Source organism: Plantibacter sp. MDV22-iso1 (assembly GCF_058408345.1).
Genome location: NZ_JBZVDY010000001.1, coordinates 1,685,121 through 1,704,401, shown reverse-complemented (window position 1 = coordinate 1,704,401; position 19,281 = coordinate 1,685,121). Strand labels below are relative to the sequence as shown.

At 70.5% G+C, this 19,281-nt stretch carries 22 protein-coding genes; 6 read left to right on the top strand and 16 right to left on the bottom strand.

Annotation, left to right across the window (positions count from 1 at the left end):
* Positions 1-54 precede the first annotated feature (54 nt).
* Complete coding sequence (locus tag AC4PMY_RS08210) at positions 55-648, bottom strand: TerD family protein (RefSeq protein WP_064295867.1); 594 nt, start codon at positions 646-648, stop codon at positions 55-57.
* A 128-nt stretch (positions 649-776) separates the two neighbouring features.
* Entirely contained in the window at positions 777-2,003 is a 1,227-nt protein-coding gene (locus AC4PMY_RS08205) for a TerC family protein (RefSeq protein WP_491622420.1), read from the bottom strand.
* A 122-nt stretch (positions 2,004-2,125) separates the two neighbouring features.
* Between AC4PMY_RS08205 and AC4PMY_RS08200 the strand changes: the two genes are divergently transcribed.
* On the top strand, positions 2,126-2,617 hold the full coding sequence (locus tag AC4PMY_RS08200; RefSeq protein ID WP_064295869.1) for a MarR family winged helix-turn-helix transcriptional regulator: 492 nt from the start codon (positions 2,126-2,128) through the stop codon (positions 2,615-2,617).
* 10 nt (positions 2,618-2,627) lie between these two features.
* Here AC4PMY_RS08200 and AC4PMY_RS08195 read toward each other — a convergent pair whose 3' ends face one another.
* Both AC4PMY_RS08195 and AC4PMY_RS08190 read right to left on the bottom strand, forming a co-directional pair.
* Positions 2,628-3,119 (bottom strand): GtrA family protein, encoded by a 492-nt coding sequence (locus tag AC4PMY_RS08195; RefSeq protein WP_064295870.1) that lies wholly within the window; start codon positions 3,117-3,119, stop codon positions 2,628-2,630.
* A gap of 10 nt (positions 3,120-3,129) precedes the next feature.
* Positions 3,130-4,650 carry a glycosyltransferase family 39 protein gene (locus AC4PMY_RS08190; RefSeq protein ID WP_491622419.1) on the bottom strand — a complete coding sequence of 507 codons (1,521 nt, stop codon included), beginning with the start codon at positions 4,648-4,650 and terminating at the stop codon, positions 3,130-3,132.
* 207 nt (positions 4,651-4,857) lie between these two features.
* Here AC4PMY_RS08190 and AC4PMY_RS08185 point away from each other — a divergent pair, with 207 nt between their 5' ends.
* Positions 4,858-5,511, top strand: coding sequence for a hypothetical protein (locus AC4PMY_RS08185; RefSeq protein ID WP_064295872.1), 654 nt, complete (start codon positions 4,858-4,860; stop codon positions 5,509-5,511).
* A 68-nt stretch (positions 5,512-5,579) separates the two neighbouring features.
* Here the strand turns inward: AC4PMY_RS08185 and AC4PMY_RS08180 are convergent, their stop codons facing one another.
* From AC4PMY_RS08180 to AC4PMY_RS08170, 3 genes are all read right to left on the bottom strand, one after another.
* A complete protein-coding gene (locus AC4PMY_RS08180) occupies positions 5,580-6,896 on the bottom strand; it encodes an HNH endonuclease signature motif containing protein (protein WP_491622418.1) in 1,317 nt (438 codons plus the stop codon).
* A 175-nt stretch (positions 6,897-7,071) separates the two neighbouring features.
* Positions 7,072-7,245, bottom strand: coding sequence for a CsbD family protein (locus AC4PMY_RS08175; RefSeq protein WP_064295874.1), 174 nt, complete (start codon positions 7,243-7,245; stop codon positions 7,072-7,074).
* 201 nt (positions 7,246-7,446) lie between these two features.
* Entirely contained in the window at positions 7,447-8,175 is a 729-nt protein-coding gene (locus tag AC4PMY_RS08170; RefSeq protein WP_491622417.1) for a VIT1/CCC1 transporter family protein, read from the bottom strand.
* 160 nt (positions 8,176-8,335) lie between these two features.
* Between AC4PMY_RS08170 and nhaA the strand changes: the two genes are divergently transcribed.
* Positions 8,336-9,652, top strand: a complete 1,317-nt coding sequence (gene nhaA, locus AC4PMY_RS08165) for a Na+/H+ antiporter NhaA (RefSeq protein WP_491622416.1) — start codon at positions 8,336-8,338, stop codon at positions 9,650-9,652.
* On the opposite strand, the gene AC4PMY_RS08160 is transcribed toward nhaA, so the two are convergent.
* The 6 genes from AC4PMY_RS08160 to AC4PMY_RS08135 are packed head-to-tail and all read right to left on the bottom strand — an operon-like array spanning position 9,606 to position 14,152.
* Positions 9,606-9,938: a CHY zinc finger protein gene (locus tag AC4PMY_RS08160; protein WP_314137968.1), complete on the bottom strand. Its 333-nt coding sequence runs from the start codon at positions 9,936-9,938 to the stop codon at positions 9,606-9,608. The two genes, nhaA and AC4PMY_RS08160, sit on opposite strands and share 47 nt — an antisense overlap.
* Entirely contained in the window at positions 9,935-10,531 is a 597-nt protein-coding gene (locus tag AC4PMY_RS08155; RefSeq protein WP_491622415.1) for an energy-coupling factor transporter transmembrane component T family protein, read from the bottom strand. Before AC4PMY_RS08155 ends, AC4PMY_RS08160 begins: the two co-directional genes overlap by 4 nt.
* A 4-nt stretch (positions 10,532-10,535) precedes the next feature.
* Positions 10,536-11,246 (bottom strand): energy-coupling factor ABC transporter ATP-binding protein, encoded by a 711-nt coding sequence (locus AC4PMY_RS08150; RefSeq protein WP_491622414.1) that lies wholly within the window; start codon positions 11,244-11,246, stop codon positions 10,536-10,538.
* A complete protein-coding gene (locus AC4PMY_RS08145) occupies positions 11,243-12,400 on the bottom strand; it encodes a thiolase family protein (protein ID WP_491622413.1) in 1,158 nt (385 codons plus the stop codon). The genes AC4PMY_RS08150 and AC4PMY_RS08145 overlap by 4 nt, the downstream gene beginning before the upstream one ends.
* Positions 12,393-13,550, bottom strand: a complete 1,158-nt coding sequence (locus AC4PMY_RS08140; protein WP_491622412.1) for a class I adenylate-forming enzyme family protein — start codon at positions 13,548-13,550, stop codon at positions 12,393-12,395. The genes AC4PMY_RS08145 and AC4PMY_RS08140 overlap by 8 nt, the downstream gene beginning before the upstream one ends.
* Positions 13,547-14,152, bottom strand: a complete 606-nt coding sequence (locus tag AC4PMY_RS08135; protein WP_491622411.1) for a biotin transporter BioY — start codon at positions 14,150-14,152, stop codon at positions 13,547-13,549. The genes AC4PMY_RS08140 and AC4PMY_RS08135 overlap by 4 nt, the downstream gene beginning before the upstream one ends.
* 96 nt (positions 14,153-14,248) lie before the next feature.
* On the opposite strand from AC4PMY_RS08135, the gene AC4PMY_RS08130 reads away from it, so the two are divergent.
* On the top strand, positions 14,249-14,860 hold the full coding sequence (locus AC4PMY_RS08130) for a TetR/AcrR family transcriptional regulator C-terminal domain-containing protein (protein WP_491622410.1): 612 nt from the start codon (positions 14,249-14,251) through the stop codon (positions 14,858-14,860).
* A gap of 107 nt (positions 14,861-14,967) precedes the next feature.
* The gene (locus AC4PMY_RS08125) at positions 14,968-15,468 is read left to right on the top strand and encodes a MarR family winged helix-turn-helix transcriptional regulator (protein ID WP_071261330.1); all 501 of its coding nucleotides are present in this window, start codon (positions 14,968-14,970) and stop codon (positions 15,466-15,468) included.
* Positions 15,469-15,513: 45 nt separating this feature from the next.
* Here AC4PMY_RS08125 and AC4PMY_RS08120 read toward each other — a convergent pair whose 3' ends face one another.
* Positions 15,514-16,362: a DNA/RNA non-specific endonuclease gene (locus tag AC4PMY_RS08120; protein WP_064295993.1), complete on the bottom strand. Its 849-nt coding sequence runs from the start codon at positions 16,360-16,362 to the stop codon at positions 15,514-15,516.
* Between the two features lie 123 nt (positions 16,363-16,485).
* Between AC4PMY_RS08120 and AC4PMY_RS08115 the strand changes: the two genes are divergently transcribed.
* The gene (locus AC4PMY_RS08115; protein WP_064295884.1) at positions 16,486-16,728 is read left to right on the top strand and encodes a hypothetical protein; all 243 of its coding nucleotides are present in this window, start codon (positions 16,486-16,488) and stop codon (positions 16,726-16,728) included.
* A 6-nt stretch (positions 16,729-16,734) separates the two neighbouring features.
* On the opposite strand, the gene AC4PMY_RS08110 is transcribed toward AC4PMY_RS08115, so the two are convergent.
* Both AC4PMY_RS08110 and AC4PMY_RS08105 read right to left on the bottom strand, forming a co-directional pair.
* Positions 16,735-17,739, bottom strand: coding sequence for a zinc-dependent alcohol dehydrogenase (locus AC4PMY_RS08110; RefSeq protein WP_491622409.1), 1,005 nt, complete (start codon positions 17,737-17,739; stop codon positions 16,735-16,737).
* Between the two features lie 61 nt (positions 17,740-17,800).
* Positions 17,801-19,273 (bottom strand): serine hydrolase domain-containing protein, encoded by a 1,473-nt coding sequence (locus AC4PMY_RS08105; protein WP_491622408.1) that lies wholly within the window; start codon positions 19,271-19,273, stop codon positions 17,801-17,803.
* Positions 19,274-19,281 lie beyond the last annotated feature (8 nt).

The following is a 19,281-nucleotide window of genomic DNA, read 5'->3' as shown; positions in this document are numbered from 1 at the left end:
ATCGCTTCTCCTTCGGAACTGCGCTGACGCGCGGGGGACTACTGCGGGTGGTGCTCAGAGGGCCTGGGCGGCCGGACCGAGCAGATCCATGACGGAGCGCCCGTTGGCGCGCTCGCCGATCGCCTTGAAGGTCCAACCGTTGCCCTCGCGCGAGACCTTCGACATGATCATCGCCGTGTGCGGGCCGGAGTCGGTGAGCTGGTAGCGGGCGACCTCGGGCGAGCCGGGGGTCGAGTCGTCGATGATGCGACTGAAGGCGTTCTGCACCGTGTCGAAGGTCTGCCGGCTGTAGCTGCTGATCACGAACACGATCTGCTGGACCGACGGCGCCACCTTCGAGAGGTCGACCAGGATGGTCTCGTCGTCACCGTCGCCGGCGCCGGTGAGGTTGTCGCCGGTGTGGGTGGCCGAGCCGTCCTTGCTCGCGAGCTGCTGGAACCAGATGGTGTCGAGGACCTTGCCGGTGGCGTCGAAGAAGATCGCCGAGGCGTCCAGGTCGATGTCGGGCGCGGAGGCTGCACGACCGAAGAAGCCGCGCTTCACCGGTGCGACGCCGTCCCAGCCGAGGCCGAGACGGATCCGCGTGAGCGAGCCACCGTCCTGCTTCGTCAGTGAGAGCGACTGGCCCTTTTCCAGACTCAGACCCATGGTTCCGTCTCCTTGATGCTTCATCGTGTAGCTGGTGGTGAGGTGTGGGACGTGCGCCCCGGCCGAAGCCGGGAGCGCACGTCCACGTTATCGGTTCAGCCGGGCGAGCGCCCGGATTCCCGGTCCGTTCAGAGCAGGCCGCGTGAGTCGGAGCCCTTGGTCTGCAGCTCGTGGGCTCGGGCGAGCAGCCGCTGGAGCTCCTCGTCGTCGGCCGCCTTCGCCTGGTGCTTGGGCTTCAGGTTGGCGAAGGACTTCTGGCGCTCGACCATGCGGGTGTAGCTCGTCTCGAGCTCGACCTCGTCCACGTGGTGGCCGACCGGGATGTCCTCGGGGGAGTCCGCGTGGAGCACGATCTTCTTGGCCTGGCTGCGGGCGTCGCTGATGATCGTGTGGGCACGGCCCGCCGGGCTGAGGAGCGACAGCAGGACCGTCACGAGGAGGATGCCGACGATGACCGCGAGCGAGAGGCCCGTCTCGATCTCGAAGACCGGGACGTGCTCACCGCCGTTGATGAACGGCAGGGTGTTCTCGTGCAGCGCGTGCAGGACGAGCTTCACACCGATGAAACCGAGGATCGCCGCCAGGCCGTAGCTGAGGAAGATGAGGCGGTCGAGCAGGCCGTCGATGAGGAAGTAGAGCTGACGGAGGCCGAGGAGCGAGAACGCGGTCGCCGTGAAGACGATGTACGCGTTCTGCGTGAGGCCGAAGATCGCGGGGATCGAGTCGAGCGCGAAGAGCAGGTCGGTGCCGCCGATGGCGACCATGACGAGCAGCATCGGGGTGAGGACCTTCTTGCCGTTCTCGATGGTGACGAGCTTGTCGCCGTCGTAGCGGTCGGTCGTCTTGAAGAGGCGCTTGGCGAGTCGGATGACGAAGTTGTTCGCCTCGTCGTCGTTCTCCTCCTCCGGACGGAGCAGCTTGACGGCGGTGAAGATGAGGAACGCGCCGAAGATGTAGAACAGCCAGGACCACGCGTTGACCGCGGCGGCGCCGAGGAAGATGAACCCGGTACGGGCGATCAGCGCGAAGACGATGCCGAAGAGCAGCACCTTCTGCTGGTCGGCACGCGGCACGCGGAAGCTCGACATGATGATGAGGAAGACGAAGAGGTTGTCGACCGACAGGGCCTTCTCCGTGATGTAGCCGGCGAAGTACTCGGACCCGAGCGTCCCGCCGCCGAAGATGAGGACGCCGACACCGAAGATGAGGGCGAAACCGACGTAGAGGGCCGACCACTTCGCGGCTTCCGGCAGCGTCGGCTCGTGGGCCTTGCGTACGTGGAAGATGAAGTCGAAGGCGAGGAGGGCCAGGATGCCGACGATCGTCAGCAGCCAGACGTATCCGGGGATTTCCATGGGCTGTATTCTCCGCAGCGCTCGAGGTGGGGGACGGGTGACGTTTAGTTGGTGCCGTCCCACTATATAGTTGGTATGGTCGAACCAACACCCGAACGCCGGTATTCAGGAAGAATTCAGCTATGAGCGATGAGGTCGACCCAGCCGACGCCGGCGCCGTCATCCAGGCGTCGCTCGCGTCCGTGCTCCGATGGTCCACCCGGGCCGACAACCGCCGTTCCCTGCACGACGCCGAAGGCGCAGCCCTGACCGGCACGGACGCGTGGCTCCTCGAGTACGTGATCACCGCCGGCCCGATCCGCATGTCGACGGTCGCGGGCTGGATGGACGTGGACAAGTCGACCGCGACGGCCGAGGTCCGTCGCCTCGAGGAGGGTGGTCTCGTCGTCCGGGAGACGGATCCGAGCGACCGTCGAGCGGTGCTCGTCAGCGCCACGGAGGAGGGACGCACGGCCCTCGAGCGGCACCGGCAGGCGGCCCAGCAGGTCTACAACACGCTCGTCGGCAAGTGGAGCGAACACGATCGCGTGGAGCTCGCCCGACTCCTCTCGCGGTTCGTCGACGAGTTCTCCTGGGTCAGCGACGCGGTCTCCCGGCACAACGCGAGTCGCTGACCGGACGACCTCACGGGTCCACGCGCACCGGGATCGACCCGGTCCGCTCCGCCCGTGGCCCGTACACCCAGAAGCGATACAGCACGAAGCGGAACGCGGAGCCGAGGGCCAGGCCGACGATGTTCGCCGACACGTTGTCCGCCAACGGTGTCGTCAGGTGCAGTGCGTCGTGGGAGACCCAGAGGCAGCCCAGGGCGATCGCGCCTCCCGCGAGGCTCACGATGCCGAACTCGAGCGCTTCGCGGGCGACGTCCGAGCGCCGATGGGCGCGGAAGGTGAGGAGCCGGTTGCCCACCCAGTTGGCCACGATGGCGAGCGTCGTGGAGACACCCTTCGCCACGAGCAGCCCGGAGGTGCCGGTGTGGAGGAACACGGTGTACGCGAGGAGGTTGAAGACCCCGACGTCGACGAGGAAGCCGACGCCGCCGACGAGGCCGAAGGCGGCGACCTCGCGGACGATCGGGCGCCGGAGCAGCGCGCGCGGGTTCGGGAGGGGCCGCATCACCACTGCATCACGACCTGACCAGCTCGAAGACGATGCTGCGGTTGACGGGGATGCGCTGCTCGACGCGGTAGCCGAGGGCCTCCAGATCCGCTACGTCCGGGGAGGTGCTCGACCCTTCGACGACCCAGACGGTGTCGTGGCCGATGAGCCGGTCGTGGATGTCCGCCAGCGGCGCGGCAAGGTCCCAGAGCTCGGGGCGGTCGCGGTAGCTCGTCTCGAGCGCCACATCGTCGAGGCCGGCGAAGGCCTGCGGGTAGAGGTCGATCGCGAGCCGCGACTTGCGCGAGGGCTTCACGGACTGGTCGAAGACGACCGCGTCGCCCGGCGAGGCGTGGGCCTGGACGACCTCCGCGGTCTGCCGGAGGTCGCTGCCGTCGTCCTTCGCGAACGGGCCACGCTGTTCCACGAGGACCGGGGTCGCGAGCGCCAGCACGAGCGCGACACCGGCCGCGGTCGCCACCGTGCGGTCGACCCGCTTCGGCAGGACGTCGACGATCGTCCGGAGTCCGAGCGCCATCATGATCGCGACGGCCGGGACGCAGAAGGTGACGTAGCGCAGGTTGTACATCGGCGTCACGAGGGTGTTGCCGATGATGAGCAGCGCCGTCGGTGCGAGGGCCCAGACGGCGATCATCGCCAGTGCGCGACGCTGTCGGGAGGATCGGCGGACCACGAGAACTCCGATGGGAGCGAGCACGATCAGCAGCCACGCGAACACGGCAAAGGCCGGCGTCTGGAACCACTGGCCGACGAGCACCGATTCCGGCGTCGCGTAGTCCCGCCTGCCCAGGAACGCGATCTGCTCGCGCTGCGCGATGCCCGCGATCACGATCGGAGCGCCGAGGACCAGTGCCCCGACGAGGGACCAGCCCCAGGCTCGCATCACCCGCCGCCCGGGGCGCTGGAGCACCATCCACGTGGCGTGCACGAGGAGGAGCATCGCGAGGTACAGGAACAGGTACATCGAGGCGGCGCTCGCGACGGCGAAGAGGGCCCAGCTGCGGCGTGATGTGGACCGACGACGCACGAGCGACACGAACCACACCGTCAGCCACACGACCGCAGCCATGCCCAACGCATAGGAACGTGTTTCGGCGCCCATCCTCGTGACCTGGGGGATCACGGCGAACACGAGGCCAGCCGTGATGCCGATCGCCGGGGTGAAGAGCGCCCTCGCGAGCACGACCGTGCCGGCCGCGGCCAGACCGACCCCGACAGCACTCGGGAACCGCGTGACGGCCTCGGCGGTACCGAAGGCTCCGGTCCAGACGTGCAGGAACGCGTAGTACAGGCCGTGGACGGCGTCGATGTGGCCGATCATCCCGAACATGACGGGGAGCGGACGTTCGGCGGCGAGGACGCTCGCCGCCTCGTCACCCCAGTACGACGGCGTCCCGATGCCGATGAGCGAGACGAGGGTGGCGAACAGGCCGACGACCCAGGGTATGGCGCGGCCGCCGAGGAGGGTGTGGAGGGCGTCCCACCGACGGCGCGAGGGCGCGGTCGGGACGGTGATCGTCGCAGTCATGGGTTCCCCTCGGACGCGACAACCTGGCGCGTCGTCTCATCGTCCGCCGCTCGGATGAACGCGAGCAGAGAGGTTCCTGAGAGGGCGTGGGGGATCCTGCCGGAAATTGACGGCCGGGGGCGGGCCGTCCCGGTGGGGAGTTGTCCCCATCGCGCGGCGTCGGCGCGCGGGACAGACTGCAGGGGTCCGCCGCCGAAAGGAACCCCGATGCAGCTCTCCCGAGTCACCGCCCTGATCACGCTCCCTGTCGCAGCCATGCTCGTGCTGGCGGGATGCTCCACGCCGTCGGCCCCCGACGCGAAGCCGACGGAGAAGGCTTCGTCGTCCGCGACGTCGAAGCCGACCTCGACCGGATCGGCCGATGGTGAGGTCACCGAGCCTGGAGCGCAGGTCGGGATCGATGAGCCGATCGTCTACGAGTCGCAGGGCACCGACGGCGTCACCGCGCTCATCAGCGCGAAGCTGACCGAGGTCACCCCCGCGACCGCCGACCAGGTCGCGTTCCTCAAGACGCAGTTCGACGGCGGAGAACTCGACGGCTACGACATCACACTTATCCGCCTCGAGATGACCAAGGTGTCGGGCGACCCGGTGGCGTTCAACAGCGACGCGACCTCCTTCGCACCCGTCGACGCCGATGGTGAGAAGGTCCAGGAGGCCACGCTCATCGGGTGGGACGAGTGCGGATCCGAGTCGTTCACCGAGGAGTTCGATGGCGGCGAGCCGATCACGCAGTGCTACGTCGCGGCGGCTCCCGCCGGTGGCAAGGCTCCGGCCGGCCTCATGTACGACGGCGGTTTCACCGACCCGAACCCCTACGACTCCTTCGACGGCGACCCGATCCTGCTCATCAAGGACTAGCTGTCCTGCGGGCCTGAGTGCCTGCGACAGGCTCAGGGACCGCGTCGTTCTGGGGTCACGTCTCCCGGTCACTGAGCCTGTCGAAGTGCCCACGAGAACCCCTTCGTCGGCGGGGTCGGAACGGCGCGGGGTCCGGTTCCGTTCGGTGGTGTTTCCCGTCGGGTGTCGTCCAGTCGAGCACACCCTGGCCCGTGGTCGAGGTTCCACCCGGGCAGGTGCTTCATGCGGTGGTGATGTCGACACAGGCAGGCGAGATTCCCGACGTCTGTGGTGCCGCCGTCTTCCCACGCGACCGAATGATCGAGGTCGCACGCCCTGGCGCGCCTCCCACAGCCCGGTGCCCGACAGGTGCCGTCCCGAAGCCGCACCGCGCGTTGCAGGTCGGCCGGAACGCGGTACTGATTCCGCCCGACCGACAAGACCGCGCCGGTCTCGGGCTGGACGAGGATCCGGGTGAAGCTCGGCGCGTTCACCGCGATACGCGCCGCGGTCTCGGGGTCGATGGGACCGTAGCCGTCGAGGGTAGCCGGGGCATCGGAAACGCCGGCCATGCTGAGCGCCGGGACCGTGATCTGCACCGTGGGCGTGATGTGCTCCTGCACTTCGATCGGGTGCGGGAGCACCGGGCTCGACAAGACATCTTCCGGCGTGACACCGGTGAGCGCGAGCGCCACGAGGGCGTCCGCTTGCAGTTGTGCGCAGGTGCGGGTGTCGCCCGCAGCGCGCGATGCCGCCGCGGCTGCCTCGATCCGTTCGGCGATGCCCTGGGCGATCGGCGCCGTCGTGAAGAGGTGCACCCACGCCATCCCGTCGGCGGCGGGCTCGAACTCCACCCGGCGGTCGGCCTCGGACCGCCGGGCTCGGGCGGTGATGGACTCTGGGTGGAGGCGCTCGCGGAGCACGCGGGCGCGCCTGCGGAGGTTCGCGTTGGTGGACGCTTCCGCGACCGGCAGGACCTCCGCGAGGAACACCGTCCGCCCGGTGGTCGGGACGTCGCTGAGCTGGTCGATGATCGTCTGCGCGTGCCTGGCCGAGATGCGACCGGCCTCGAGGGAGGCGAGCACGGCCGGTGCGTCGTTGACGAGCCGCTCGGCGTCGTTCGTCGCCCGCTGGACCGTCTGCTCCGGCCGGCGCGTCGCCATGGCGAGGGCCGCGCAGGTGGAGCGGCGCGAGAGCGCCTGACGCTCGGCCGCCGGGAAGACGGCCGGAACGACCGAGTCGGCGAAGGCGTCGGCGTAGGCGGCGGAGCGGGCTAGGAGGCGGGCCTCGCGTGCATCGAGAGCCGCCCGCAGTCGCTGGATCTCTGCGTATTCATCCGAGAACTCCGCGAGCTGCGCGGCGTACTCGTCGCCAGCTCGAACTGCGGAGGCGGTGGTCTCGGTCATGGAACAAGTCCATCATGGACCACTGACATTCCAGATGCCGAGTCGCACCGGTTGTGGACGTTGCTCGTGGGCCCTGCGACAGGCTCAGAGACCGGGGAGGGGAGTCAGGGACCGGGGGAGGACAGACGAACGCCGGTGACCCGAGCGGGTCACCGGCGTCCGTGTGATCGGGAGGTCAGTTCTTGAACGCGTCCTTCACGTTCTCACCGGCCTGCTTCACGTCGGACTTGGCCTGGTCGGCCTTGCCCTCCGCGATGAGCTTGTCGTTGTCTGTCGCCTTGCCGACGGCCTCTTTGGCCTTGCCCGCGAGGTCTTCGGCGGCGTTCTTGATCTTGTCTCCTGCGCTCATATGGTGCTCCTCACATGTTCTTCGGGCTGTCGATCCGCACTGATCGAATCCGACAGGGCGACCGGGTGGACGCCCTTCACTTGTACACCCGGGAGCCCCAGGCTCGGGCGGGGCTCCAGCAGACTCCCAGAGAACTCCCCGGACCGCGCTGTGCCCGTGCGCCCGTCGTCGGATCGTCGTCGACGACCAGGACCCTGGCCATCAGACCACGCCGCTCGTGCCGAGCAGGGTGCCGATCGCGAAGGTGACGGCGAGGGCGAGCGCTCCACCGATCACGACCCGGATGGTCGGGCGGAGCGCGGGGTTGCCGCCGATCCTCGCGCTCGTGAACCCGGTGAGCGCCAGCGCGATGAGCACGATGATGAAGGTGATCGGGACGCGCACTTCGGGCGGCGGCAGCAGGATCGCGAGCAGGGGGAGCAGTGCCCCGATCGTGAAGGCGAGCGCCGATGCGCCGGCGGCCGCCCACGGGCTCACGACGGCGTCCTCGGTGATGCCGAGTTCGGCCTCGAGGTGCGCCGTGAGCGGGTCGTGTGCGGTCAGCTCCTCGGCGACCCGCCTCGCGGTCGTCGGCTGGAGCCCCTTCGCCTCGTAGATCCCGGCGAGTTCCGCGAGCTCCGCCTCGGGGTCGTCGGAGAGCTCCCGCCGCTCCTTCGCGATGAGGGCGCGCTGGCTGTCCCGCTGGCTGCTCACCGACACGTACTCGCCGAGCGCCATGGAGATCGCACCACCGACGAGCCCGGCGACACCCGCGGCGAGGAGCGGGGCGCTGTCGGTCGTGGCACCGGCGACACCGACGACGAGGGACGCGACGGAGACGATGCCGTCGTTCGCGCCGAGCACCCCAGCACGGAGCCAGTTCAAGCGGCCAGCGAGGTCACCGCGGTGCGGTTCGTCCGGGTGGCCGCCGGTCGGTGGTGAGGAGCTCATGGATGCATCCAAGCACTCCGCGGGCCGCCCGCGCACGGTTCCCGCCCGATCGCGTGCCCGGTCGCCTAGACTGGAGGCTGGTGCGCCGGGAAGTCTGGTCGGCGGGCGATCGATCGGGATCGCTCTGCTGCTCGACCGAACCCTCCCCCGAAGGATCCGTATGCCCGACGCTCACCGCTCACACGACCTGCCGGCCGACCAGGCCCCGCACTCGATCTGGCGTGGCATCCACCAGACGCTCCAACAGGACACCGTCGGTGGTGCCCTCCTCGTCGTCGCAACCGCACTCGCGCTCGTGCTCGCCAACACCGGTGCCTCAGACTTCTACCTGAGCGTCCGCGACTTCACCTTCGGTCCGGAGGCGCTCCATCTGAACCTCTCCGTCGGCGCCTGGGCGGCCGACGGCCTCCTCGCGATCTTCTTCTTCGTCGTGGGCCTGGAACTCAAGGAGGAGTTCGTCGCCGGAAAGCTCCGGAACCCCAAGACCGCGGCGCTCCCCATCGCCGCAGCCGTCGGCGGTGTGGTCGTGCCCGCCGTCATCTACGTCCTCGTGAACCTGAGCGCAGGGCCCGACGCGCTGCAGGGCTGGGCGATCCCGGCCGCCACGGACATCGCGTTCGCCGTCGCCGTGATCGCGGTGGTCGGCAAGTTCCTACCGCCGGCACTGCGGACCTTCCTGCTCACGCTCGCCGTGGTGGACGACCTCATCGCCATCAGCATCATCGCGATCTTCTACACCGACCACATCGAGTTCCTGCCGCTGGCGCTCGCCGCGGTGCCGCTCGCCATCTTCGCCGTACTCGTCCAGCGCGGCGTCCGCGCCTGGTGGGTCCTCATCCCGCTCGGCCTGTGCACCTGGGCGCTCATCCACGCCTCCGGTATCCACGCGACCGTCGCCGGCGTGCTGCTCGGCTTCATGGTGCCCGTCTTCGCGACGAAGCGCGCCCGCGTCCAGGTGGGGACCACCGCCGAGGGGCGCCCGGTCTACGACGGGCTCGCCGCGCACTTCGCCGATCGTTGGAGCGTCGTGTCCACGGCGGTCGCCGTCCCGATCTTCGCCTTCTTCTCCGCGGGCGTGGTCATCGGCGGGATCTCCGGGCTCGTCGAGTCCTTCCAGGACACCATCGCACTCGGGATCATCGCCGGACTCGTCCTCGGCAAGCCGATCGGCATCCTGGTGACGACGTTCTTCGTCACCCGACTGCCCGGCCTCGGCCTCGACCCGTCGATCCGTTGGGTCGACCTCGTCGGCATGGCGTTCGTCGCGGGCATCGGATTCACGGTGTCGCTGCTCGTCGGTGAACTGTCCTTCGGTGTCGGCAGCGAGTCCGACGACCACGTCAAGGTCGGCGTGCTCGCCGGCTCGCTCATCGCCGCCGCCATCGGTGCCGCGATCCTCGCCGCCCGCAACCGGGTCTACCGGCGTGCGGTCACGGCTGGAAGTAGTACGCCGAGTGCAGGCGGCAGCCCGGATTGAACCGGGCGTCGCAGTTCGGGCAGGCGTCGACCTCCAGATATCGGTCGATCGTCAACTCCGTCGAGCACACGCCGCACAGGATCGCCTCGCGGTCGCGCTGCTCGCGCGGCCACTGCTCGGCCGGGTGGTCGGCGCACTCCGCGTGGCACAGGTGGCACGGGTAGTACTCGCCGCAGCAGGCGAAGCGGATCGCGATGACGTCGAGCGTGGTCGCGTAGTGGACGCAGCGCGTCTCGTCGTCGACCGTCTTCCCGAGGACGTGCACGGTGTCGCCGCCGCCGCTCATCGGACGCCCCGGGCGGTGAGGGCCTCACCGAGTTCGTCGGCGTGCTTCAGCGACACCACGAGGAACGGCACGACGAAGGTCACCAGGTTCGACCCCGCCCCGCGCGCCCGCTGCGCCTCCCGGACGCTCATGGCCAAGCGGGCGAGGACCGGCACCGTGTTGATCGCGACGGCGAGCATCAGGGCGATGCGCGAGGGGTCGACACCGAAGCGACCCAGGGGCTGGAGGACGCGCTCGAAGGCGTCGAGCAGGTCGGCGACGCGCGTGCTCAGCACGAGGAGGCCCGCGAGCAGGATGGCGGCGACGATGCGGGACGTGTTCGACACGGCGGACTCGACGTCGAGGAACAGCAGTTGGCCGGCCACCGTGATCGTGATGATCCAGCGGATGAGCAGGAGCTGCCGTCCGAGCTCGCCGAGGCCGAGACCCGAGACGAGGTAGGCGATGACGGTCACGGTGGTGGCGATGCCCGCGGTCCACCAGCTCGTCGGTAGGAGCGAGATCGCGAGCACCACGACGAGGATGCCGAGCGCCTTCGGGCCGGCCGGCGCGCGATGGAGCCAGCCGGAGCCGGGGCGGTAGAGGGTGATCACGCCGTCACGACCGCAGACTCGCGCGGTAGGCCGCGATCACGTCGTCCGGTGCGCCCTGCGCGACGACCCGCCCGCCGTCGAAGAGCAGCGCGGTGTCGCAGCGGGCGGCGAGTTCCAGGTCGTGGGTGACGAGGAGGAGCTGATGGCCCGCCTCGGGACGCAGGAGGTGGTCGGCGACGGCGGCGCTGTTGCGGGCGTCGAGGTAGGCGGTGGGTTCGTCGGCGATGAGCAGCGCCGGCCGGCGGATCACGGCCCCGCAGAGCGCCAACAGCTGCTTCTGGCCACCGGAGAGTTCGTAGGCGGACCGGTCGGCGAGCGCCGTCAGGCCGAACGCGTCGAGCGCATCGGCGACCTGCGTGGCGATGTCGGCCTTCGACGCCTTCGTGCCGCGGAGGGAGAACGCGACGTCCTCCGCCACCGTCGGCATGACGATCTGCGCGTCCGGGTTGCTGAACACGATGCTGACGAGTCGTCGAAGGGTCGCCGTGTCCTTCGCGGCGTCGACCCCGTGGACCTGCACGCTGCCGTCGGTCGCGCGGGTGAGGCCGCCGACGAGCCGGGCGAAGGTGGACTTGCCCGAGCCGTTCGCGCCGATGACCGCGATGCGCGCGTCTTCGAGGTGGAGCGTCACATCGTCGAGTGCGACGGTGTCGCCGAGACGCGCGGTGACGCGGTCGAGACGGATGGCGGATGACTGGTCGATGTCCCCGATCATCGCACGACCTCGAACACCGCGGCGACGCCGAGACCGCCGCCGACCGACGCTGCCGCCACCCCGATCGTGCCCGCTGGAGCCCCGCCGCGGACGAGCCGCGAGAACAGGCGGACCACGGCGACCGCACCGCTCGCGCCCCACGGGTGACCGAGCGCGAGGGCTCCACCGTCGGCGCAGAGTCGCTCATCGTCCTCGGCGACACCGAGCCGGTCGAGCACGGCGAGCGTCTGGGCCGCGAACGCCTCCACGATCTCGAACGCGGCGACCTGCGCGAGGTCCACGTCGGCCCGTTCGAGGGCGTCGAGGATCGCCGGCGCGGCCCCGATCCCCGGGAGTGCCGGGTCGCAGCCGACGACGGCGTGCGCCCGGACGGCGAGACCGGGCGTCGCGCTCCCGTGGGCGGGCCCGCCGAGTCCGCCGGGCACGACGAGCACCGCGGCGGCACCGTCGCTCACCCGGCAGGTGTTGCCTGCGGTGAGGGAGCCGTCGCTGAAGAGCGGCGCGAACCGGGGGAGGAGCCGCTCGATCCCGCTGCGCGGCGCCTCATCGTGCTCGGCCGCCCCGACCAGCGGGACGAGCTCGCCGGTGAACCGCCCGGCGGCGACGGCGCTCGCCGCACGGTGCGTGCTGCGCGCCGCGTAGGCGTCCTGGCGTTCGCGGGAGATCCCGTCGTGCTCCGCGAGATCCTCGGCGGCCCTGGTCATGTCGGGGTCGTGCCAACCCGCCGGCGCGAACGGTGCGCGTGCATAGGCGACGCCGTCGACGGAACGGGTCGGCGCGGTCGACGCGCTCTCGACACCGCCGGCGATCCGAGGCCGACCGTCGCCGGCGCTGATCGCCGTGGACGCCTCGATGATCGCCGCGAGGCCGCTGCCGCACTGCCGGTCGACGGTGACCCCTGGCACGGCGAAGCCGAGGCCCGCTCCGAGTGCGGCGACGCGGGCAGGGTTGCCGCCAGGCCCCATGCAGTTGCCGAGGACGACGTCCGCCACCACCGGCGGCAGACCCAGCATGTGCGTCGCGTCGTCGTGCACGGCCCGGACGGCGGGGACCGCCAGCTGCTCGACCGTGAGCGTGGCGAGAGCGCGCCCGCGCGTCGCGATCGGCGTCCGTCGGGCGGCGACGATGCGCGGGAGGGTGTGCGACTCAGTCAAGGGACGCCACCGTCCCGGCCGCGAGTCGGTCGGCGAGCTCCGCGCGGGCGGCCTTGCCGGTGACGGTCCGCGGGAGCTCGTCGACGACGAACCAGCGTCGGGGCCGGTGGGTCGGCGGCAACAGCGGTTCGAGGGCGTCGCGGAGCATCGCACGGCTCGGCCGCGAGCCCGGGCGCAGTTCCAACACGGCCGTCACGAGCGATCCGACCCCGGCGTTCGGCAGACCGAGCACGACGGCGTCGTCCACCTCGTCGAGTCGGCGCAGGGCCTCCTCGACATCGGCGGGGATGACGGTCGCCGCGGCCGTGAGGATCGCGTCGTCGGCTCGGCCGAGGAGCGTGACGATTCCGTCGTCGATCCGCGCGCGGTCGCCGACGGTGGACCAGTCGCCGTCGCGTCGGAGCGGGCCATCGCCCTCGAGGTACCCGGTCGCGACGAACGGCGATCGGACCCACAGGACATCGTCGTCCCGGACCTCGAGCTCGGCACCGGGGAACGCGCGGAGGCCGGGTCGATCCGGATCGACACCGTCGTCGACGGCCACGAAGGAGAGCTCGGCGGCACCGTAGTAGGACACGACGCGGATGCCGAGGCCCTCCGCGGTGGCGCGGAGTCCGGGGTCGAGTGAGGCGCCTCCGATCAACGCCACCCGCAGGCGGGGCGGCACCTCGCCGTCGAGGAGCGCCCGGAGGCCGTTCGGGGTCCCGTGGAACCGGGTCGCGTCACGGGCGTCGTCGGGGGTGAGCGCGTGAGACGTCGGGAGGGCGAGCGAGCAACCGACGGCGGCCGCGTGGGCGACCGAGAACAGCGACAGCGACGACGCGGGCGGCGACGACAGTGCCAGGACGTCGTCCGGCCCGAGGTCGAGCAGCGCGCCGACGGCCGGGAAGGAGTCCGCCCACGATGCGGCGGCCCGGAGCACGATGCGCGGCTCGCCCGTCGTGCCGGAGGTCAGCGTCGCCCAGCCCTGGTCCGGCTGTGGACCGGCTGCGGTGCTGCGGTCGCGGACGGAACGCCAGTACGACTCGCTCCATCGATCGTCGCCGAGCAACGGCACGCCGCCGGACGCCCGCACCTCGAGCGCCCGACGGACGAGGTCGGTCGGCGCCCCGCCGCGCAGCGGGACGAGGTGCCCTGGACGCACGGTCATCCGATCCGGGCGGGCTCGCCGGGACGCGTGGAGCCGGCGCCGGCCGCGTTGCGGAACGCGCGCGGGTAGGCGCGGGCGAGCGTCATCGTGATCACCGTCGCGAGCACGACCTTGACGAGGTCGCCGGGTACGAACACGAGGCTCTGCAGGGCGGTCTCGCCGAGTGGCAGGCGGGTGACGAGCGACTGCACCGGGATGCCGAACGCGTAGATGACGCCGATGCCGCCGACGAACACCCCGAGCGCGGTGCGCCACCAGCGCAGCCGACGCCCACCGGCGTGCACGATGAGCCCGATCACGAAGACGCCGACGATCCAGCCGAGGAGGTATCCGGCGCTCGGTCCGACGAAGACGCCGACCCCGCCGCGACCGCCGGACAGGAGCGGGAGGCCGATGGCGACGAGCGCCAGCAGCACGAGCATGGAGAGCATGCCTCGCCACGGGCCGAGGATCGCGCCGGCGAGCATGACGCCGAGGGTCTGCGCCGTGATGGGCACCGCGCCGAGCACCGAGAACGCGCCGGGCAGGCCGAGGGCGGCCACGATGGCGGCGAACACGGCGATGCGTGCGATGTCGGTCGCGTCGATCCGGAGTCTGCTCATGCTGGGTCCTTCGTCGGGATGGTCGGTTCGCTTTGGGGGCGGGTGGATCGCACCTGAACGGTGTTCACCTGAACAGCGTTCACTATAGTGGTGCTCATGTCCGGTCCCGAAACAGTGCGTCGCCATCGGCGCGACGACGTGGCTCAGGTGGCGCTGCGGATCCTCGACGATCACGGCCTGGCCGACCTCACGATGCGCCGCCTCGCCGCGTCCCTCGACGTCCAGCCGAGTGCGCTGTACTGGCACTTCGAGAACAAGCAGACCCTCATCGCCGAGCTGGCCGACCGGATCGTCGACGCCCACCCGGCACCGGTCGACGCCGTGTCCGAGGCCGGCTCCGACTGGCGCGAGCGGACGCGCGTGGAGGCGGAGGCGCTGCGTGACGCCCTCCTCGCCTATCGCGACGGCGCCGAGGTGGTGTCGAGCACCTACGCGCTCGGGCTCGGTTCCGGACGGGCGCTCACCCGGCTGACGGACGCGGTGTCGGTGGCCGGGTTCGACGAGTCGACGAGTCGACGTGCGGGCACGGTGCTGCTCCACTTCATCCTCGGGCACGTGTCGCACGAGCAGCAACGGATGCAGTACGACAGCGTCGGTGTGCTGGCCGACGGTGCGACGGATCCGCTCGGCCAGGAGGACCAGGCCCACGCGTTCGCCTTCGGGGTCGGTCTGCTCGTCGACGGCCTGGCGGCGCTCTCCGTCCGCTGACGGCTCTCGGTACGCCGATAGCACAGCGTGGATGGAACCGCCCACCGTCTGGATCGGCGGCGGCCCACGGTAGCGTTGGAGCAGGCAGGACGTGAGGGAGGCCGGTGATGGCGAAGGGTGATGACGACGACGTCGACATCGTCATCGACGCCTGGGCGAACGCGCTGCCCGATGTGGACTTCGCACCGCTCGACGTGGTGTCCCGCCTCCGCCGGCTCGTGCCGCACCTGCAGGAGGTCCGACGCCTGTCGTTCGCCGCGAGCAACCTGCGGCCGTGGGAGTTCGAGTTCCTCTCCATCCTTCGCCAGCACGGAGCGGACGGGCTGACGCCGTCCATGCTCGCAACGCGGTTGGGCATCACGAGCGGCAACCTCGCGAGTCAGCTCGACCGCCTGGCAGCACGCTCACTCGTCGCCCGTCAGAAGAACGAGGCCGACGGCCGGAGCAAGATCGTCGTGCTGACGACCCTCGGTCAGCAGCGGGTCGACGAGGCGATGCGTCGGCTGGTGGACGACGAGAACGCGATGCTCGCCGACCTCAGCCATGAGCAGGTGGCCGTGCTCATCGAGAGCCTGCGGGTCATCGGCGCGGCGCTCGAGCGTCGGTAGGGGTCTGCTCGACGCCCTTCGACAAGCTCAGGGACCGGACCCGCCTCAGAACCGCAGGTCGGACGGGTCGCTCAGCTCGATCCAGGTGTCGGTGTCGGGACGTACCGTCGCGGGAGCCGGCTCGAGGACATCGGCGGAGGCGAGGGCCCCGAAATCGAGACCGGTGAGGCTCGCGAGGTCGAGGATCGGCAGCTGGAAGGTCCGGAACGGGCCGAGTGGGGGGACGGCGGTGGCGTCTTGCGTGTCGTCGATCGCACTGGACCGGCCGAGGTCGATGTCGTCGAGCTGCGCCGACTGGTCGAGGAGGTAGCCGCTCGTCGCGAGCGCTCCGCCGTTCGACCACGCCGCCACCTTCCAGAATCGGCGTGGGATCTGTACGCCTCGGTAGAGCGGGTCCGTGTCGGCGAACACCGGCCCGGTGAAGACCGACAGCCGCCGGCGCCCGGCCGAGGCGTACTCGAGGACGAGGTCCTCCAGGCCGTTCCACAGCTCGAGAGACTGGTTGAAGTCCGCAGCCTGCGGTGCGGCGTTCGTGTAGCAGAAGGTGTCGACGTTGGCCTGCCGGGCGATCTCGACGGACCCCCAGACCGGGTCCCTCCGGCGCACGAGGTGGCCGCGGTCGAGGTCGTTGCGGGCGTACAGCTCCGGGCCGGCCTGTTCCTCGACCGGCACGCGGTCGTCGAGGTGCCAGTCGTCCCCGCGCCCGAGGTCGAGGAGGGCGGCGCCGTCGATGTCGACCCCGGTCGCGGCTGCCAGGCGGCGGTCGGGGTCGAGCAGCACGGAGAAGTGCGTGTAGTCGAGGGTCCGGAGTCGCGCCTTGGCCGTGGGGTCGGCTGGAGCGGGGATGGTGAGTGGTTCGGAGAGGTCGAGGAAGCCTGAATCGAAGCCAGTCATGAACATGAGTCGATCATGATTTCGGGTGGAAAGGAAGCGCGGAGCGGTGGCGCTGTTGTCACCGGCGCGAGCGCTGCAATGCTCATACTTTTGTTTCAGTATGAAGTTTGATATATTTTACTCATGACCACGATCTATCAGAACCCGCACCGAGCCAGCGACGCCCGCATCCTCGCGGCGCTCGTGTCGGCGACCTTCCTCGTCGACGCCCTGATCGTGTTCGGAATCGGATTCCTCCCCGGCGTCTCAGGGATGGACGGCGGCGTCACCGTGGCGACGGCGACGATCCTGACCGCGGTCCTCTTCGCGGTGCAGTTCGTGGTCGTCGTCGTCCTCGCTCGCCTCGCCCGAGCGTCGATCGCCTGAGCCGACTCAGAAGCGGATCTGCGTCTTCGGTCCGGCGCCGGCCGCGCGGGGGAGGCCGTCGGTCAACACCCGTGGCACGTCGTCCAGTCCGATGACCGTGCCGATCAATCGCCGGACCGTGTCACCCATGGAGGCGAACCGTCGCGCCGCCTCATCGATGCAGTCGGATCCGCCGAGCACGGCGTGCAGTGTGGCGTCGAGGGCGATGAGTCTGCCTGAGGGCAGCCCCACGTCGCCGCCGGGCACGCCGAGGAGTGCGATGCGGACGCCGGCGGTCGCGTTGTCGAGCAGGCGACGGGTGACCTCGGCCGAACCCGTCGCCTCGATGATCACGTCGAAGCGCTCGTCTCCGAGGTAGGCCGGATCGCGCGTGGCCAGGCCGAAGTCCGCGGCGAACCGCCGATCGGACTCGCGGCGCGCCACGACGGTGACGGATGCCCCGGAATCCGCGGCGAAGAGCGCGGCGAACATGCCCAGGGTGCCGGCGCCCCAGACGAGCACGCGGTCGCCCGGCCCCACCGCCGTGAGTCGGACGCCACGGAGTGAGCAGGAGGCGGGCTCGACCATCGCGCCGAGGTCCGCGTCGACGCCGGACGGGAGGCGATGGACCGCGCGCTCGGGGACGACGAGGAGTTCTGCGAGGGCGCCCTCCAGTTGTCCGAGGACGCCGAGTTCGAGGTGGTCGGGGCAGAGGTGGTGTCGCCCCGTGGCGCAGAGCGTGCAGACGCCGCAGCCGATGAAGGTGTCACCGGTGACGAGGTCGCCCGGTGCGATCGTGGTGACACCCTCGCCCACGGAGGCCACCCGGCCGGCCCACTCGTGGCCTGGTTGGAGGGGCAGGGTGGTGCGGCCGTCGGCGAGGTACGGCATGGTGCCGCGCAGCAGCGCGACATCGGTGCCGCAGAGCCCGGCGCGTTCGATGCGGATGAGGACCTCACCCGGCCCGGCCTGTGGATCGGGTCGGTCGAGGACAGTGGCCTCGTTCGGCGCGGTGATGCGTACGGCTCTCATGCGGTCTCCTCGTCGTGACGGCGCTGGTCAGAGCGTCGTGGGGGTATGCCGCCGTCTCAGCTCACCAGGACGACTTGCCCCCGCCTGCGACGACCGCGCTCGGCCGCTGCACTTCGGTGAGGCGGGAGGTGCGGAGCGGCGTCGTCTCCCACCAGGCGTCGAAGGTGCCGGCAGCCGGGTCGATCTCGACGTGCATGCGGTGGGGGGTCTCGATGAAGATCGCGTCGACGCGGAGGACCCGCGCTCCGATCTCGCCACTGGTGCCCCAGGCGGCGCTGGCGACGATCGGACCGTGCGTCCGCCATGCGCCGACGCCGGGGACGAGCTTCACCCGGTCGTCGCCCTCGTGCACGACCAGCACGATGTCGTCGCCCTCGCCCGCCGTCACCTCGAGCGCCGTCAGCTGCGCCAGGCCGGTATCGGAGGCCGCCGCGAACGTCCGTCCGGCGAGCTCGCGCAGTGACGAAGCCGAGCCGGTCTCGTCCGAGGCGTCGAGCGGCGGCAGGGCGAGCCCTGCCAGGCGCTCGAGCAACGCCTGGTCGGCGGTTGCGCTCGCACCGCGCTCCGCATCGGAGGCCTCGCCTGCCCCGAACGCCGGCAGCAGGTGCTCCCACGCCGCGTTCAGCACGGCCTGCATGTCGAGACTCTGCCCCGTGATCGCCAGGACGACGTCGTGCTCCGGCAGGACGACGCAGTACTGACCGTAGGCGCCGTCGCCCCGGAACCCGTGCCGGGCCATCCAGAACTGGAACCCGTACCCCTGCGCCCAGTCCGACTCCGGGTCGTCGCCGTTCGCGATGTGCGATCGCGTCGCCTCGGCGACCCAGGCGGCCGGCAGGAGCTGCCGCCCCTCCCACTCGCCACCCTGCAGGTAGAGCTGACCGAGCGCGGCGATCGCCTCCGTCGTCGCGTGCAGACCGCTGTACCCGAGCTCGAAGCCCTCGTCGTCCCGCTGCCAGTCGAAGTCGCCGATACCCAACGGCTCGAGCAGCCGCGGTCGCAGGTAGTCGGTGAGCGTCCCGCCCGTGACGCGCTGGACGATCGCCGCGGCCGTGTACGTGCAGGGTTGGTTGTACGCGAAGACGGTTCCCGGGTCCTCATCGGGAGGGAGGAGCAGGAAGCCGCGGACGAGGTTCGTCGGGTCGATCGCAGCGGCCCGCATGATCGTCTCCTCGCGGTGACCGCTCGCCATCGCGAGCACGTGGCGCACGCGCATGGCGCGGCTGCGGGGGTCGGTGATCTCGGCGTCGAGCTCCGGAAAGTGACTGATGATCGTGTCGTCGAGTCCGAGCAGACCCTCCTCGACAGCGAGGCCGACGGCGGTCGAGGTGAAGCTCTTGCTCAGCGAGTACAGCAGGTGCACCCGATCAGCCGAGTACGGCGCCCACCAGCCCTCGGCGACGACGTTCCCGCCGCGCAGGAGCATCAGGCTGTGTGGTTCGACGTTCGGCGTGTGCTCGAGGGCGGTGATGAACGCCTCGACCCCGGCGGCGTCGACGTGCTGGGCGGACGGAGTGCTTCGCTGCAGGCTCATCCCTCCAT

What these genes read in the sequence shown, in the direction of transcription:
- AC4PMY_RS08210 (WP_064295867.1), bottom strand. Translation starts at nt 648, where the DNA reads ATGGGTCTGAGTCTGGAAAAGGGCCAGTCGCTCTCACTGACGAAGCAG.
- AC4PMY_RS08205 (WP_491622420.1), bottom strand. Translation starts at nt 2,003, where the DNA reads ATGGAAATCCCCGGATACGTCTGGCTGCTGACGATCGTCGGCATCCTG.
- AC4PMY_RS08200 (WP_064295869.1), top strand. Translation starts at nt 2,126, where the DNA reads ATGAGCGATGAGGTCGACCCAGCCGACGCCGGCGCCGTCATCCAGGCG.
- AC4PMY_RS08195 (WP_064295870.1), bottom strand. Translation starts at nt 3,119, where the DNA reads ATGCGGCCCCTCCCGAACCCGCGCGCGCTGCTCCGGCGCCCGATCGTC.
- AC4PMY_RS08190 (WP_491622419.1), bottom strand. Translation starts at nt 4,650, where the DNA reads ATGACTGCGACGATCACCGTCCCGACCGCGCCCTCGCGCCGTCGGTGG.
- AC4PMY_RS08185 (WP_064295872.1), top strand. Translation starts at nt 4,858, where the DNA reads ATGCAGCTCTCCCGAGTCACCGCCCTGATCACGCTCCCTGTCGCAGCC.
- AC4PMY_RS08180 (WP_491622418.1), bottom strand. Translation starts at nt 6,896, where the DNA reads ATGACCGAGACCACCGCCTCCGCAGTTCGAGCTGGCGACGAGTACGCC.
- AC4PMY_RS08175 (WP_064295874.1), bottom strand. Translation starts at nt 7,245, where the DNA reads ATGAGCGCAGGAGACAAGATCAAGAACGCCGCCGAAGACCTCGCGGGC.
- AC4PMY_RS08170 (WP_491622417.1), bottom strand. Translation starts at nt 8,175, where the DNA reads ATGAGCTCCTCACCACCGACCGGCGGCCACCCGGACGAACCGCACCGC.
- nhaA (WP_491622416.1), top strand. Translation starts at nt 8,336, where the DNA reads ATGCCCGACGCTCACCGCTCACACGACCTGCCGGCCGACCAGGCCCCG.
- AC4PMY_RS08160 (WP_314137968.1), bottom strand. Translation starts at nt 9,938, where the DNA reads ATGAGCGGCGGCGGCGACACCGTGCACGTCCTCGGGAAGACGGTCGAC.
- AC4PMY_RS08150 (WP_491622414.1), bottom strand. Translation starts at nt 11,246, where the DNA reads ATGATCGGGGACATCGACCAGTCATCCGCCATCCGTCTCGACCGCGTC.
- AC4PMY_RS08140 (WP_491622412.1), bottom strand. Translation starts at nt 13,550, where the DNA reads ATGACCGTGCGTCCAGGGCACCTCGTCCCGCTGCGCGGCGGGGCGCCG.
- AC4PMY_RS08135 (WP_491622411.1), bottom strand. Translation starts at nt 14,152, where the DNA reads ATGAGCAGACTCCGGATCGACGCGACCGACATCGCACGCATCGCCGTG.
- AC4PMY_RS08130 (WP_491622410.1), top strand. Translation starts at nt 14,249, where the DNA reads ATGTCCGGTCCCGAAACAGTGCGTCGCCATCGGCGCGACGACGTGGCT.
- AC4PMY_RS08125 (WP_071261330.1), top strand. Translation starts at nt 14,968, where the DNA reads ATGGCGAAGGGTGATGACGACGACGTCGACATCGTCATCGACGCCTGG.
- AC4PMY_RS08120 (WP_064295993.1), bottom strand. Translation starts at nt 16,362, where the DNA reads ATGACTGGCTTCGATTCAGGCTTCCTCGACCTCTCCGAACCACTCACC.
- AC4PMY_RS08115 (WP_064295884.1), top strand. Translation starts at nt 16,486, where the DNA reads ATGACCACGATCTATCAGAACCCGCACCGAGCCAGCGACGCCCGCATC.
- AC4PMY_RS08110 (WP_491622409.1), bottom strand. Translation starts at nt 17,739, where the DNA reads ATGAGAGCCGTACGCATCACCGCGCCGAACGAGGCCACTGTCCTCGAC.
- AC4PMY_RS08105 (WP_491622408.1), bottom strand. Translation starts at nt 19,273, where the DNA reads ATGAGCCTGCAGCGAAGCACTCCGTCCGCCCAGCACGTCGACGCCGCC.